Annotated in this window: 12 protein-coding genes; 4 read left to right on the top strand and 8 right to left on the bottom strand. The window is 67.5% G+C overall.

The annotated features are described in order from the left end of the window. Positions 1 to 202: 202 nt before the first annotated feature. From ACM6LU_RS14580 to ACM6LU_RS14570, 3 genes are all read right to left on the bottom strand, one after another. Positions 203 to 427, bottom strand: a complete 225-nt coding sequence (locus ACM6LU_RS14580) for a hypothetical protein (RefSeq protein WP_414938192.1) — start codon at positions 425 to 427, stop codon at positions 203 to 205. 57 nt (positions 428 to 484) lie between these two features. Next, the gene (locus tag ACM6LU_RS14575; RefSeq protein WP_414938191.1) at positions 485 to 865 is read right to left on the bottom strand and encodes a hypothetical protein; all 381 of its coding nucleotides are present in this window, start codon (positions 863 to 865) and stop codon (positions 485 to 487) included. Positions 866 to 1,673: 808 nt separating this feature from the next. Further along, positions 1,674 to 2,480 carry a TetR/AcrR family transcriptional regulator gene (locus ACM6LU_RS14570; RefSeq protein ID WP_414938190.1) on the bottom strand — a complete coding sequence of 269 codons (807 nt, stop codon included), beginning with the start codon at positions 2,478 to 2,480 and terminating at the stop codon, positions 1,674 to 1,676. Between the two features lie 152 nt (positions 2,481 to 2,632). On the opposite strand from ACM6LU_RS14570, the gene ACM6LU_RS14565 reads away from it, so the two are divergent. The 3 genes from ACM6LU_RS14565 to ACM6LU_RS14555 are packed head-to-tail and all read left to right on the top strand — an operon-like array spanning position 2,633 to position 6,417. Next, on the top strand, positions 2,633 to 3,424 hold the full coding sequence (locus ACM6LU_RS14565) for an ABC transporter ATP-binding protein (protein WP_414938189.1): 792 nt from the start codon (positions 2,633 to 2,635) through the stop codon (positions 3,422 to 3,424). After that, positions 3,421 to 4,749, top strand: a complete 1,329-nt coding sequence (locus ACM6LU_RS14560; protein ID WP_414938188.1) for an FtsX-like permease family protein — start codon at positions 3,421 to 3,423, stop codon at positions 4,747 to 4,749. The genes ACM6LU_RS14565 and ACM6LU_RS14560 overlap by 4 nt, the downstream gene beginning before the upstream one ends. A 60-nt stretch (positions 4,750 to 4,809) precedes the next feature. After that, complete coding sequence (locus tag ACM6LU_RS14555) at positions 4,810 to 6,417, top strand: carboxylesterase/lipase family protein (RefSeq protein ID WP_414938187.1); 1,608 nt, start codon at positions 4,810 to 4,812, stop codon at positions 6,415 to 6,417. A 325-nt stretch (positions 6,418 to 6,742) separates the two neighbouring features. Here ACM6LU_RS14555 and ACM6LU_RS14550 read toward each other — a convergent pair whose 3' ends face one another. After that, positions 6,743 to 7,498: a class I SAM-dependent methyltransferase gene (locus tag ACM6LU_RS14550; RefSeq protein ID WP_414938186.1), complete on the bottom strand. Its 756-nt coding sequence runs from the start codon at positions 7,496 to 7,498 to the stop codon at positions 6,743 to 6,745. 819 nt (positions 7,499 to 8,317) lie between these two features. On the opposite strand from ACM6LU_RS14550, the gene ACM6LU_RS14545 reads away from it, so the two are divergent. Then, positions 8,318 to 8,857 carry a GNAT family N-acetyltransferase gene (locus tag ACM6LU_RS14545; protein ID WP_414938185.1) on the top strand — a complete coding sequence of 180 codons (540 nt, stop codon included), beginning with the start codon at positions 8,318 to 8,320 and terminating at the stop codon, positions 8,855 to 8,857. Here ACM6LU_RS14545 and ACM6LU_RS14540 read toward each other — a convergent pair. The 4 genes from ACM6LU_RS14540 to ACM6LU_RS14525 all read right to left on the bottom strand — a co-directional run bounded on the left by ACM6LU_RS14540 (position 8,757) and on the right by ACM6LU_RS14525 (position 14,617). Further along, positions 8,757 to 9,569 carry a hypothetical protein gene (locus ACM6LU_RS14540; protein ID WP_414938184.1) on the bottom strand — a complete coding sequence of 271 codons (813 nt, stop codon included), beginning with the start codon at positions 9,567 to 9,569 and terminating at the stop codon, positions 8,757 to 8,759. The genes ACM6LU_RS14545 and ACM6LU_RS14540 overlap by 101 nt on opposite strands. A 394-nt stretch (positions 9,570 to 9,963) precedes the next feature. After that, positions 9,964 to 11,679 carry an ABC transporter ATP-binding protein gene (locus ACM6LU_RS14535; protein ID WP_414938183.1) on the bottom strand — a complete coding sequence of 572 codons (1,716 nt, stop codon included), beginning with the start codon at positions 11,677 to 11,679 and terminating at the stop codon, positions 9,964 to 9,966. Beyond that, complete coding sequence (locus ACM6LU_RS14530) at positions 11,676 to 13,478, bottom strand: ABC transporter ATP-binding protein (protein WP_414938182.1); 1,803 nt, start codon at positions 13,476 to 13,478, stop codon at positions 11,676 to 11,678. The genes ACM6LU_RS14535 and ACM6LU_RS14530 overlap by 4 nt, the downstream gene beginning before the upstream one ends. Next, positions 13,475 to 14,617 (bottom strand): serine hydrolase domain-containing protein, encoded by a 1,143-nt coding sequence (locus ACM6LU_RS14525; protein WP_414938181.1) that lies wholly within the window; start codon positions 14,615 to 14,617, stop codon positions 13,475 to 13,477. Before ACM6LU_RS14525 ends, ACM6LU_RS14530 begins: the two co-directional genes overlap by 4 nt. Between the last annotated feature and the right edge of the window lie 45 nt (positions 14,618 to 14,662).

Below are 14,662 nucleotides of genomic sequence, written 5' to 3'. Positions count from 1 at the left end.
ACTCGGTACGGGAAAGCCGATGCATTACCGCGGCCAACGGCTGAGGCATCCCGGCGGTCCTTGAAATGTACAACCGCGACGACGAGATCCGGGATCGAGCGGCTTGGTCGAGGAAAGCCGACATCGAATCGCTGTTGCAGTGACGGTCAGCTGGTTGCTCAACCAACCGCCACCATTTCAGGCTACCCGCCGGAATGCTTTCTCAACCAGATTCCGGCCGGAGAGGCGTGAAGGGCAGCGCGGTGATGTGGTCGTACTCGCGCAATTGCCCGAACGCCGTCATGCATACCGAGGCGCCGTACTCGGCGAGCGCACCCTTGGCCCGCGCGATGACAGTTCGTTGGCGAACTGTGGCTTCGGGCAGCTCGCCACGGGCGGCGGCACGGTGGTGCAGGACCGTCTGTATTTTCAGCCTCGGCAAAGCCACGGCCAATCCCAGAAGGCGGAAAGGCCTTCACCGAAGACCGGCTTTCATCGTCGTCAGTCAGGTGGCGGTCGGCGGGACGGTGACGGGCGAGAGGAGGGCGGCCAATAGCAGTGCGCCGAGGTCGTTGCTGTCGGCGAGGACTTCGCGGGTGCCGGTGCTGTGGAGGATGTCGAGGACTGGGCCGTGGGCGTGCAGGACCCGGTAGTTCGTGCCGTAGTCGATCGCGGTGGTGTAGCCGGTGAGCAGCGTATTCACACCGGCCAGGCTGAGCGCGGTGGTGCGACCGAGATTGATCACGAGCGTCTCCGGAACGTTCGACACGATCACCCCGATGATCAGTTTCTGCAGAGACACCGTCGCTGGGCCGAGCACGGGGCCGAGTACGTCCAACTGCAGGCTGGCGCGGCCGGAGGAATGGACGTTCGTCGAGTACAGCATCGCAGGTACCTCTCGCCGTTGACAGATGATGGCGGGGCCGGGCCACGAGTAGATCTCAGGGTAGTCCCCAGCGGCACCCCTCGGCGCGTTCGCCAGAAGCCCGGGACGCCGAGTGTGCACACATTGTCGAACCCGAGGACCGGGTCTTCCCGGCGATCTCCCACTGTCCGGCCTTTGTTGCCCGGTGGGGGCTGTCTTCGACCGGACGACGAGTTCGGGTTGGAAATCGACGCGACGACCACTCGACCGGGGGAAAAGTCATGGGGAAACGCTGGGCCGTGGTGTCGCCTGCCACGACGAAGGGACCACCGGCAGCGGGTGTTTGGCAATCCCGCAGGGCGGTGGCGGCGGGTTCCGGTGACGTTCGACGCCGATATCTGGGCTCCGGGATGGGAACGGCAGAATCATCGAGGTGACCGTGGTCGCCGTAGAAGGCCCGACACGGCCGGGAACACCACTTGGTGCCGGCAGCACTTCCCCGACCATGTGTAGACGAGTATCAACCCATCCGGGGTGAGCCGGGCAATGACGGCCCGGCTGTGCAGGCGACCTACTGGAGCACGATTGACTCCCGGCGGTGGGCCGCCGCGCTGGACCGAGAAGAGGCATTCGGCTCGGCGGTCTGCGATAGCGATTCACTCGATTTGCACGACAATTCGGTGCCTCGCCGCGTACGCGCCCGAAGCCGCCAGCGCATCGGAAAAAGACTTCGGAGAATCGTCGGCGCCGCACCCGTGGTCTCGGTCACGGCGGCGGTTCTCACGTTCGGTGAGGTCAAGGTTCGCGATTCGTGGTGTGCGTCGGTGGGTTATGTGCTTGGCGGAAGGAGTTGGGCGATTCCGTCGAGTAGGCGTTGAAGGCCGAACTCGAAGATGCTGGCGGGTTCGGACGCGGCGATGGCGTCCGTGTCGAATCGGGCGATCATCGAGAGGCCGTGGGGACCGAAGGTCTCCCGGATCCGGGCGCTGCGGGCGTCGAGCCATTCCCCGCGGGTGTCTTTCGAGTGTCGCTCGCGGGATAGCGGCAAAGCCGCGCTCTGTACGTGGGCGGAGATCGCGATGGCGGTGCGGACCATGGTGGGGAAGTCCAGGCCGAGGCCGTCGACGGCGCGGATCCGCCAGTCGGTGTAGGCCATCATGCGAGGTGCGAGCGGTGGCCGGGTGGTCAGCGCGAAGATCCGGGGAATCCACGGGTGCTGCAGATAGATGTCCCATTCGCGGTGGGCGGACAGTTCGAGTTTCGCGCGCCAGCCGCCGGGGCCGGGTTCAGGCAGGGGGCGGTCGCCGAAAACCGTGTCGATCATCAGTCCGCCGAGTTCCTCTTTGTCCGGGAGGTAGCGGTAGAGCGACATCGTGCCCACTCCGAGTTCCGCGGCGGTGCGGCGCATCGAGAGGCCGACGTCGCCTTCTCGGTCGGCCAGCGCGATCGCGGCCCGGACGATCCGCTCGACACTGAGGGTTGTGCTGACGGTTTCGGGCAGTGCGAAGTCGTGGCGTTGTTTGCGGGCGACCCGCTCGCGGTAGGCCCGGGCACGGCAGGCGCGCGAGCAGTACCGCGGCGGCCGACCTCGGCCGGGGTCGGGCAGCGGCCGTCCGCACACCAGGCACTCGGCCATCCGCCTCCTCCTTTTCGTCACGAAACTCTAGTTGTGACGAAATTATACGTGACGTACGAGGCACACGGCGAATACATGGGCACTTACCTGGCTATATGAACATTTTCGTACGTCCAAGTCGAGCTCGTGATGGCACCATGTACGGTGTATTTATGACTCGTACAACGTACTCAACAGGCTTGGCGGCCGAGCAGCTTGGGTCTCGGCCCAGCGTGGCCGTCCGCGATTTGGTCAAGACCTACGGAACTGGTCCCGCTGCCCGCAGGGTGCTGGAGGGCGTGACGGTGGCGTTCCCACGCGGGACGTTCACCGCGGTGATGGGCCCGTCCGGCTCCGGCAAGAGCACCCTGCTGCAGTGTGCCGCCGGGTTGGACCGGCCGACGTCCGGCTCGGTGACGATCGAGGGCACCGAGCTGACCGGGCTGGACGAAGCCGCGCTGACCCGCTTCCGCCGCGACCGTCTCGGTTTCGTGTTCCAGGCCTACAATTTGGTGTCGACGCTGACCGTCCGCCAGAACGTCACGCTGCCTGCGGAACTCGCCGGCCGCCGGGTCGCCGGGTCGGCCGTGCGCGACGTGCTCGCGCGGCTCGGGCTCACCGAACACGCGGACGCCCGGCCGGCCGCGATGTCTGGTGGGCAGCAGCAGCGGGTGGCCATCGCCCGCGCGCTGCTGAGCGAGCCCGCGGTGATCTTCGCCGATGAGCCGACCGGCGCGCTGGACAGCCGTTCCGCGGCGCAGGTGCTCGAGTTGCTGCGCGACGCGGTCAGCGGTGCCGGCCGCACGATCGTGATGGTGACCCACGACCCGGTCGCGGCGTCGGTCGCCGACGCCGTCGTGTTCTTCGCCGACGGCCGGGTGGTCGACACCGTGGTCCGGCCCCGCGCCGAGGCCGTGGCCGCCCGGATGGCGACGCTGGGCGCGCCGGTGGGAGCCGGGCGATGATCGGCAGGCTCGCCCTACGCACCGTGCGCACCCGGATACCGGCCTACCTCGCCTCGGGGAGCGCGATGTTCGCGGGCACCGCGTTGCTGACCGCGTTCGCGGCGCTCGCCGAAACCGGATACTCCTCCGCCTCGGAGGCACTGGGCATGTTGGCCGTCATCATGGGCGGCTGGACCGTCGTGGTGGTGGCGTTCGGCGTGGTGTCCACTGTGTCCCTGGTAATCCAGCAACGGGAACACGAACTCGCGCTGCTGCGCGCCGTCGGCACGACACCGGGCCAGGTCCGGCGCATGGTCGTGGTGGAGACCGTCGCGGTGGCGATACCCGCGGTGATCCTCGGTGTGCCGCCGGGCATCGGGCTCGGCTCGTTCCTGCTCGACCGGATGACCGGACTGGGGGTCGTCACCACCGGTGGGTTGGTGGCCACCTGGCGCACCGTGGTCGCCGGCGCAACGGTCGCTCTGCTGTCCGCCGCCCTCGCCTCGGTCTTCGCCGGGCGCCGGGCGGCGCGGGTCGCGCCGGTGCGGGCGTTGGCAGGCGCCGCGGACGCCCCGGACCATGCCACCGCGTTGTCGCGGACGAAGCTGTGGCTCGGCGGCGTCTTCGTCTTGGCCGGCATCGGGACCGGGATCGGGACACTGGCCATGCCGGACGGGCCACTGCTCGGTGCCGCGGCCGGGCCGGCCTGCATCGCGACGGCGATCGGGCTCGCGCTGCTCAGCCCGGCGGTGGTCGCCGCGGTCTGCCGGGCCGCCGACTGGCTGCCCGGTGGAGTAGGCCGGCTCGCGCTGCGCAACCTCGGTGCCCGCGCGCCGCGCGCGGGCACCATCATCGGCCCGCTCACACTGCTCGTCGGGATCGCGGTCGGCACGCTGTACATGCAGAGCACCGAAGACAGCACGGCCGCTACCCGCCCGCCCGACGACATCGGCCCGCAGTTCGCCGCGGCGAACTACCTCATCGTGGCCATGATCATCGCGTTCTGCGCGATCGCGGTGACGAACTCACTGATCGCCGCGACCTGGCACCGTCGGCGCGAGTTCGGCCTCCTGCGCCTGACCGCGTCGACCCGGCAACAGGTACTGGGCATGGTGGCGGTGGAAACCATCGTCTCGGCCGTCGTCGCGATCGTGCTCGGGTCGCTCGCGGCACTGACCACGACGATCCCCTACAGCCTGGTCAAAACCCGCTCACCGATACCAGGCGGTCCACTGTGGATGTACCTGGCCATCATCGCGGGCGCCGCCGCGATCACCGCCGCCGCCACCCTGCTGCCCACCCTCCGCGCGACTCGGCAACAGCCGATCACGGCACTGACCAATTGAGACCCACCAAAGCCGTGCCGCAACACCTGACTGATGATGGGAAATGGGGAGATGACCTTGATGACTCGTGCACTGCGTTCGCTTCTGATCGCGACCAGCCTGGTCGCGTCGCTCGGCAGCGCGGTACCTGCTGCCGCCGAGCCCGCCGGCGGCAGCCCGGATTCCGCGATCGTGCGGACCGGCTCCGGGGCGGTGCGGGGAGTGGTCGCCAAAGACCACCGGACGTTCCAGGGGATTCCGTACGCGGCACCGCCGGTCGGTCCGCTGCGATGGGCACCGCCCCAACCGGTGACACCCTGGAACACGCCCCGCGACGCCAGCAGACCCGGCAACACCTGCGCACAGAACGATGGGCTGCTCGGTGAGAAGCGCAGCGAAAGCGAGGATTGCCTGTACCTCAACGTGACCACCCCCCGGCGGACATCCGGACGCAAGCTCCCGGTGATGGTCTGGATCCACGGCAGCGGCTTCGCGCACGGCTCCGGCAGCATGTACCAGGCCAGGGATCTGGCGGTCGACGGTGCTGTTGTCGTGGTGACGATCAACTACCGACTCGGCCTGTTCGGTTTCTTGGCGCATCCGGCACTGGACACGGCGCGGCCATCGGGCAACTTCGGGCTGCAGGACCAGCAGGAGGCCATGCGCTGGGTGCGGCGCAACGCGGCGGCCTTCGGTGGCGATGGGAACAACGTCACGATCTTCGGCGAATCCGCCGGTGGCATCAGCACCTGCGCCCACCTGGTGTCCCCCGGATCGGCTGGTCTGTTCCACCGCACCATCATCCAGAGTGGACCATGCACCGGGACCTGGACGGACGCCTCGGGCAACTGGCTGCCGCGGTCCCGTCAGGAAGCCCGCCAGCACAGCGCCGCGGTTGCCGGGCAGCTCGGCTGCCCCGACCCCACCACGGCGGCGGCCTGCTTGCGTGGCAAGTCCACAAAGGAGCTATTGCCGCAGTCGAACTACGGGTGGGGTCCGGTGTACGGCGGAGGCGGCGAACTGCCGCTGTCCCCGCAACAAGCGTTGAGCACGGGCCGGTTCAACCACGTACCCGTGATGAACGGAATGACCCGCGACGAGCACCGCATGTTCGTGGCAGGCTCGGAACTCCTGGGTAGGCCACCCCTCACGGACGCGGCTTACCGCACCGAAATCGAAACGATCTTCGGCACCGACAAGGCACCCGGCATCCTGGCCCGCTACCCCAGCAACCACTACGCCTCACCCAGCCTCGCACTGTCCGCCGCAGTGACCGACGGCATCTGGGCACACTCAGCCGGACAGGTCAGCCGGCTGCTCGCCAGGCAGGTTCCGACCTACACCTACGAATTCGCCGACGAACACACCCCCTGGGTGACAACCCTGCCCCCACCCAGCTTCCCCACCGGCGCGTACCACGCGGCCGAACTGCAGTACCTTTTCGACGCCGACTACTTCGGCGGCCAACTGACCCGAAATCAGAAACACCTGTCCGCCACAATCATCCGATACTGGACGCAATTCGCACGCACCGGAAACCCGAACAGCCCGCACACACCCTACTGGCCACAGGACCACAACACCGGCGACGACGCCCAGTCACTCGCACCAGGACCCCGCGGCATCAAGCAAACCGCCTTCGACCGCGAACACCAAGCCGACTTCTGGCGATCACTCGACCAGCGATAGCACCAACGTCCACCCTCGGAACCGATAGGGGTTAGGCCCGTAAAATCATTTATTCGGACACAGGGACGTCGGTGGCGCCAAGAGCCGCCGACGTTTCTGGGGGACTGTAACGCGAACGGTGTTTCCGGCCGTGGTTGTCAGCAGGTCTCGACGCCCGGCCAGCGGTCACTGAAGGTGATCGAGAAAGCGTTCAGTCCGCGAGGCGTACCTCGGCCAGCCGGACCCGGTCGAGACCGGCTCGCAGAACCCCGTCGGTTACTGCGACCTGCCCGAGGAAACGTTGCAGGCAAGCGGATCCGGCTACGAATGCGGTGGCTGTCCCTGGTCAGCCGGCCCGCAGGACGAAGAAGAGGAAGCCCAGGAACCTCGTGCCGGTGATTTCCCGGAATTCCTCGGGAAACAGCTCGCGGGCTTCGGGCGCGGGCGGTGGCTCGCTGATGACGTTGATGCGGAACCCGGCCGCGGTGAAGGCATCGGTCATCGCGTGCAGCGGGCGGTCCCACAAGGTCAACCGGGTGGACTGGCCGCCCAGTGTCCATTCTTCAGTCCGGTAGCGGGTCTGGAAATAGCGGGGTTTGTCCCCGGCCTCGCGCTGCATCAGGGTGATTGCGAAAGGATGGTCGACCGAGACGATGAGCCGCCCGCCGGGTGTCAGGACGCGTCGCAGTTCGGTCAGCGTCGGCCCCCAGTCCTGCAGGTAGTGCAGCACCAGGGACCCGACGACGTCGTCGAACTCACCGTCGGAGAAGGGCAGCGGATCAGCCAGATCGGCGACCCGCAGGTCGGCACCCGCGCCCAGCCGTCGCCGAGCCAGCTCCACCATGCCTGCGCTCGCGTCGACACCGGTCACGACCGCACCTCGATCGCGCAGCGCGGCGAACAGGGGCCCCGAGCCGCAACCCGCGTCGAGGATCCGCCGACCGGTCACGTCGCCGACGAGCGCCAGCATCGCGGGCCGCTCGTAGTACGCGTTCATCAAGCTGGTCTCGGTCTCGGCCGAATATCCCTCGGCGATACCATCATAGCCGTTTTCCCGGGCAGGATCAGCAGAAGCCACACCGCTCTCCGGAGTCGAAGTCATGCTGACAGGACGCCTGAGCGGTGCCGAAGTTGCCAGCAGGGGTCGCTTGTAATATCCGGGAAAAGCCTGGCGGATATCGCCGACCAGCGGTAATAGCCACGGTTGCCGAGCACGTTGCCGTCGGACGTGTTCAGCGTGAAGTCGGTGGCGCCTCGGGTGGCCCGCCGAGGAGTCGCGCGAATAAATCCGACAGGCCGTCCACCTGCAGCGGTCTTAAGAATCCGACCGCGCATGAGGGATACGCCCGCCACGCGAACGTGGCGGGCGCTGTCGTTCACCGGCTCTGAGCTCCAGTCCCAGCCGAAGCGACTCCTCGTCAGGCCCGCAGGTGAAGGGCCTGCACTGGCGGCTGAGTCAGGACGTGTCGGCGCAGGGGGTTGCTATCGAGGCGGCTGCACGCGGCGCTCGCGTTACAGGGCAAGGCCCGCCCTACCGCCCCGCAAGATCAAGTATTGGCGGCTTTTGGGCTTACCTCGGCGCTACCCCGTACGGGCGGCGGTGGCCGAACCGGGCCAACTCGTCCCGGTCGACCTCCGGGAACTCCCGCAGACGCTTCAAATTCCTCGTCCGTGAACACCTGCGTCGCCACGCACGACTCCCCGCCCGGGAACCTCAGGCCAGAACCTAGTGATCGACGTACGCCCCACCGTCAGCGTCTACTGGGGGGCACAGCGGACGGCTGTTCCGCTACTTGTCAGTGACCAGCTCAAATTCCCCAGGGATGGCCAGCTTAGTTTCACCGCCTGTAATCGGCGCGAGCGCCGCGGCGCGGGCTAATTGAGTTGCTGGGACATACGAATTTGGTGGAAGGTCAAGATCGTGGGCAAGATCTTGGACACTGGCGGCAGCGTGCTCCTGCGGCCCTGGCGGCGCGCGGACGCGCCGGTCGTGCTCGCGGCGGCGCGGGAGCCGTTGATGGCCCGCCAGTTTGATAAGCCGGTGGACACGGTAGCGGCTGCGGAGGGGTGGATAGCCGACGGGGACCTTGCCCGGTCCGCTGGCACGGCCTTCGCTTTCGCCGTCCTGGACGCACAGGGCTCACCGGTCGGCAACGTGGCGGTGTCGAACGTGGACCGTCGTCACCTGACCGGTTGGATGTCCTATTGGGTCCGCGAACGGGCGCAGGGCCAAGGCCTGGCCTCGCGGGCCTGCCGGGTCGCCGCTCGGTGGGCGTTTGCAGAGCTGACGCTCTTCCGCCTGGAACTGGGTCACCGGGTCGACAACCCTGCCTCCTGCAAGGTCGCGCTGGCTGCCGGGTTCACACCCGAGGGGGTGGAGCGGGCCAAACTGCTGTACAACGGCACGCGCTTCGACGTGGAACGCCACGCCCGCCTGGCAACAGATCCAGGACCCGCCTGAACCACCACCGTCCGACCCGCCTTCGTATCAACTGGTCTACTGAAGCCTGGCCGAACGGATTGTCCAGCCACAGCCAGCCGATCGATGCGTCGTTGCCCGCGGCCTTCACTCGTGCCATCGTCGCGTATAGCAGCACACCGGCGGTCACCCGTTGCCCGCCTGAGAAGTTCTTCAGCTCGGCGACGTCGACCCGGTCGAGGACGAGGTCGGTGTGGGGCTTGAGCAGGCGGACGCGGAACGGCGCGTCGACCAGGACGCGTGCGGCGGCGAACAACATCACCTGGGCGTCCGAGCGGCCGGCGCCGGGAGCCAGCAGCGCGTGGACCACCCGTGCCACGCGGTCGACCGCGACGGACTCGTTGGCCGTTCGGACGCGTTCGTCGTGCTGGTCAAGATCGTCGCGCAAAGTCGCCACCCGTTGCTCGAACTGGCTCGCGATCCGCTCTGCGTCGGCAGCGAGGCTCCGGTCCGCCCGCAACCGCACGATGAGATCCGCGAGCCGAGGGGCTTCGCGGTCCGCGACGGATCTTGCGTCCTTGCCGTTGGCATGAGTGCGCACCTTGTCGACGAGACCGTTCATCACGGCTGCGTCGTCACTCACAGCCTTCTCTGCCTGTCGCAGGTCCTCCACGGCTTTGGCGAGCCGTGTGGTCAGCTCGTTGACGTCGTCGAACCCGGTCGCGCAGCCCGCCGGGCGGCCGCTGCGTCGCACCGGCCTTCTCTCCGCGCGGCGGAACGCCTGCGGGGCACGGTCCGGGGCGGGAAATCTGCCGGCAGGGCCCGCCACCCGATGCCGTTGTCCAACCACGGAGAGAGGGCTCCGAAATTGTTGGCGGTGAGGCCGGTGGCGTTGATGGTGTCGACACCGCCCCGCCCCTAGCAGTTGTCCCTCGTTGCCGAACAGGACAGCGTCGACGGTGATTGGGCCGACTACCTCGCCGCGCGAACCGCCGAACGCGTCGGGCGGATACGGGACGAATAGTTCCCGATCAGCGGCATGACAGCGCGTTCCGCACGCGACCGGAAAATGGTCGGCCGTACAAACCACCACACGATCCGCCAGGGCCGAGCCCAAAGCCGGCTCGGCCGCCGAGCAACGTACCGACTCATTCACTTGCTACCGGTGTCATGGAAATACTCCAGAAATCGGCGTAGCGGCCGCCGCGGCGCAGTAGCTCGTCGTGGCTGCCTTCCTCCACGATCCGACCGCCGTCCAGAAAGACGACTCGATCGGCGCGTCGGACGGTCCGCATCCGATGCGCCACCATCACCACCGTCCGGCCCGCCATCAGGCGCTCGATTCCCTCGTGGACGGCCGCCTCGTTCACCGGGTCCAATGCGGAGGTCACCTCGTCCAGCAGCACGACGGGCGCATTCTTCAGCAGCGCTCGCGCGATCGAGACACGCAGGCGCTCACCACCCGACAGCAGTGCGCCGCCCTCGCCGACTTGAGTCGCCAACCCATCAGGCAGTCGCTCGATCACCTCGTCCAACCGCGCAGCGGTCGCTACTGCCCGCACCTCGGCAACGCCCGCTTCGGGACGGCCGAGACGCACGTTCTCCTCGATCGTGCCTTCGAAGAGATAGACGTCCTGGAAGACGATGGCGATCTGCGCCATCAACACCTCAGTGCTGATCCCGCGCACGTCCACGCCTCCCACGCGCACAGCACCCGCGTCCACGTCGTAGAACCGCGCGAGCAACTGCAGCAATGTGCTCTTACCCGCACCAGACGGGCCGACGACGGCGAGCCGCTGTCCCTGCGGAACGGACAACGACACGTCGTCGAACACAATGCGGTCGCCGTGCCGGAAGGTGACGGACTCGAACTCCAGGTCATAACTTACCGGCTGGACCGGTTCGGGAGGCTCGGTCAGCGGCTCGGTGCGCAATACCGTGTCGAGTCTCGCCAACTCGAAACGTGCGCCGCGCAGTTTGCCACCGAACTCCGCCAGCGACTGCAGCGGATCCGCGCAGCGGGCGGCCAGCACCAGGATTGCCAGAATCTCTGCCGCACCGATGTTCCCGCCGAGCGCGAGGAAGGCGCCCAGTACCAACAACACGGTGAACATCGCCTGCACTGTGAGCGTCAAGCCTAATGCGCCGGGCAGGGCTGACAGCGTGGAACGGCGGGACGCGCGCTGGACTTCACGCAGCGAGTCGTCGAGCAACTGGAAACGTTCGCCGGTTCGGCCGCCGGCTCGCAGCACCGGCTGAGCCTGGAGAAATTCGATGACGCGTGCGGTGGCCTCGTGGTCGCGTTCGTGGCGCTCCGCATCGGTGGCGGCCATCGAGCGTCCCGTCCGGACCTGGATCGCTGCCACGACTGGTACGGCGACCAGGGCGGCCAGCCCCATCCGCCAGTCGACGGCGAGCATCACGACGACGATCGTCAGCGGAGTCACGCAGGCGGAGATGAACGGTGCCAGCAAATGCGCGATCACGCTCATCGCCGCCAGGAGGCCGCGGCTGGCCAGTACGGACACCTCCCCGACCCGGCCCGCGCCGTACCAGCCGATGGGCAATCGGGCTAGATGATCACCGAGCCGGTGATACATCCCGCGCAACAGCGTGGTCCCGGCGCGGAAACCGGACAGATCGCTGATGTAGCGCAGCACCGCGTAGACCGCGACCGCGGCCCCGAACGCGATCAGCCAGGGCCGCACATCTGCGGGGGTGTTGCCGAACAGTGCCCGCAGCACAGGAACCAGCAGTGCGCAGGACAGCCCCTCGAGCACTGCGGTCGCCGTCATCAGTGCCACGGTGCGACGCACCGGCTGGGCGTACTCGTGTCCCAGCACGCGCAGCAGCATTCGAATCATAGAAGTTCGGCTCCTTGCTCATCGGCGATCGCCGATCGGTGGGATTGCCAGAACGCGGCGAACTTTCCGTGCTGTGCCAGCAGCTCGGCGGGCTTGCCGCGCTCGACGATCGACCCGCGCTCCAGCAGCACGACGGTGTCAGCGTCGGCGACCGTCTCCAGGCGGTGGGCGATGACCAGAATCGTCCGATCGCCTTCCAGCGTCGCGAGGGCCTGGCGCATTGCCTGTTCGGTCTGCGGGTCGGCGAAGGCGGTCGCCTCGTCGAGCACCAGAACGGGCGTGTCGGCGAGCAGTGCGCGTGCGATCGAGATCCGCTGTGCCTCACCGCCCGACAGTTTGACGTCGTCACCGAGCACCGTTTCGTATCCGCGCGGCAGCTCGAGAATTCGGTCATGAATGTTCGCCAGCCGGGCGGCGCGAACCACGTCATCGAGGTCAGCGTGCGGTACCGCCAGCGCGATATTGTTTGCGACCGACGCGCGCAGCAGGCGAACATCCTGGAAGACGAAGGAGACCGTCCGGTAGAGTTCCCGGCTGCCGAGCTCGCGCAGATCGACACCGCCGAGGACGACCGAACCGTGGGTCGGGTCGAAGAACCGAGGCAACAGCTGAACCAGCGTGGACTTCCCGCTTCCCGACGGCCCGACGACCGCGGTGACCGTCCCCGGCTCGAGCACCAGGTCGATCCCGCGCAGCACCTCGTGATCGGCCTTGTAGCCGAATCGAACGTCACGCAGTTCCACCCGGTGTCCCTGTGGTGCGACCGGGTTCGCGGGCTCCGGTAGCGACTGCACCTTGAGCACGTCCCGGATCCGGCCGACCGCGCGACCGGCGGCCTGCATATCGTCGAAACCGTGGCCCAGCGCCGCCACCGGAGCGGTCAGGCCCAGTCCGAGCAACAGGAAGGGCATTAGGTCGGCCGGTGCCATGCCACCGGTCGTGATCATCCCCGCACCGCCGATCACCACGACCAGCAGCACGAACGGCGGCGCCAGCGCCAGCTGCATCCCCGCGGCGATTCCGGAGAGACCGCGCACCATCCGGTAGAAGGCGTCGACGAAATCGTCTACGGCCGTGCGGAACTTACGATGGGCGCGCTCGCCTCCACCGAACGCCTTGACCACCGAGATGCCCTGTACGAACTCGACAGCCGAACTCGCGATCCGCCCCATTCCCCCGTCGAACTCCTTCTGCTCGCGCAGCCGGGTCGGGGTCATCATCAGGGGGACCAGCGCCACTGCCAGCACCACCGGAATCAGCGTGATCAGCGTGAGCCGCCAGTCGATGGTGAACAGGTAGATCAGCGACACCAGCGGCACCACGAACGCGGAGACGAGCTCGCCGGGGGTGTGGGCGATGAACGGATGGACGGCACTCACGTCCTCGCCCACCACCTTTGCCAGCTCGCCGGTTCGGCGCCGGGAGAACCAGCCGATCGGTACGCGCCCCAGCCGCGCGGCCAGAGCTCGTCGGAACGACAGTTGTACCTGGCCGTCGAGGATGTGCCCGATTCCGGACGACGCGCCCGTGCACAGCAGCCGGACGAACAAGCCGACCACACCCGCGATCACGACGAACCAGACATGATCACGATCGATTGGGCCTGGCGACAACAGGGTGCGACCCAATTCGACCACCGCAAGCAGGGGCGCCAACCCCGCGATAGCGCCGATGATCTGCAGGATCGCAACGGCCGCGAAACTCCCGAGATAAGGGCGCAGCAGCCGTGCCGTGCTCTCTTCCGCCGCGGAGTCTGATGTGGACTGCTCGCTCGCCTCGGCGAGGTCGGTGGTGGTCATCGGGCGTTTCCGTCGCCACACAGTGCTTGCCGCTGGAAGGTCGACAGCGCGTCGTCGATGGGGTGGTGCGGTGGCTCGCCCGAGGAGTTCGGTTTGTTCCACCGTGCGAGGTTCATCGCGACGGACAGCCGCCGCTTGCCGTCGGCGCGGATCCAAGACATCGTCAAGGCTCCCCAGACCGTGCCGTCGCTGCCCCAGAAGGTGCCGCAGTCCGGGATCGTAAGCTTGTGCAGACCGAGGCCGTAGTCGATCTTCTTCCCGTCCAGCGCGATGACCGGGACCGTGCGCTGCATCTGTGCCAGCGATGACGGCTTGACGATCTTGCCGTCGAGCAGCTTGCCGTAGAAGCGGTTGAGATCCTTGACAGTCGATACCAGCGAGGCCGCAGGCCCCACCCAGGACATGTCGTAGACGCTGTAGTCCCGCGGCGGGTCGATCAAGCCGAACAGCGCCTCGTACAGCCGCGAGTGCGGCCCCTCGATCTGTGGCCCGTCCGGAAACTCGGTGTGCTGGAGCCCAGCGCGCTCGATGACGTTGCGGGTGATGTACTTCTCGGCCGTGGTGCCGGTCACCCGCTCCAGGAGTTGGCCGAGGAGCAGGTAATTCGTGTTGGAGTACACCCCGGGCGTGCTTCCCGGCTCGCCTGCGGCAGGCGCCGTCACTCCCATCTCGATCAGCTCGGCCGGGCGAAACCGCCTGAACCGGTTGTCGTCCAGGCTCTTGGGCGATGGTGGGACCTCTTGCAGAGACGGGAACGCATAGGGGAGGTAGTCGGGGAAGCCGCTGGTGTGGTTGAGCAGCATCCGGACCGTGATCTTGTTGCCGCGTTCTCCCGGCACCAGCAGCGGCAGCCAGCGGCCGATCGGCGCGTCGAGCTGGAGCCGACCCTTCTCGACCTGCTGCAGGATTGCGGCGGCGGTGAAGGTCTTGGTGATGCTGCCGACGCGCTGCCGCATGTCGGGCCGGATGGGACGGCCGGTCCGGAGATCGGCGACCCCGGAGGCGCCGCGCCACACCTGTCCGGCGTCGCGCACCTCGGCGTACACACCCGGCATCCCCGCGCGGTGCACACTGTCCATAGTGGACTTCAGCTCGGTCGGATCGAGGACGGTCGACGGGCTCGTGGTGTCAGCCAGCACGGCCTCTTCTCCTTTGGGGGCGGGTATTGCCGTCACCGTGCCGGC

The organism is Amycolatopsis sp. cmx-11-51, from assembly GCF_047608665.1.
Taxonomy (GTDB): domain Bacteria; phylum Actinomycetota; class Actinomycetes; order Mycobacteriales; family Pseudonocardiaceae; genus Amycolatopsis.
This window is presented reverse-complemented; position numbering and strand designations above follow the sequence as displayed.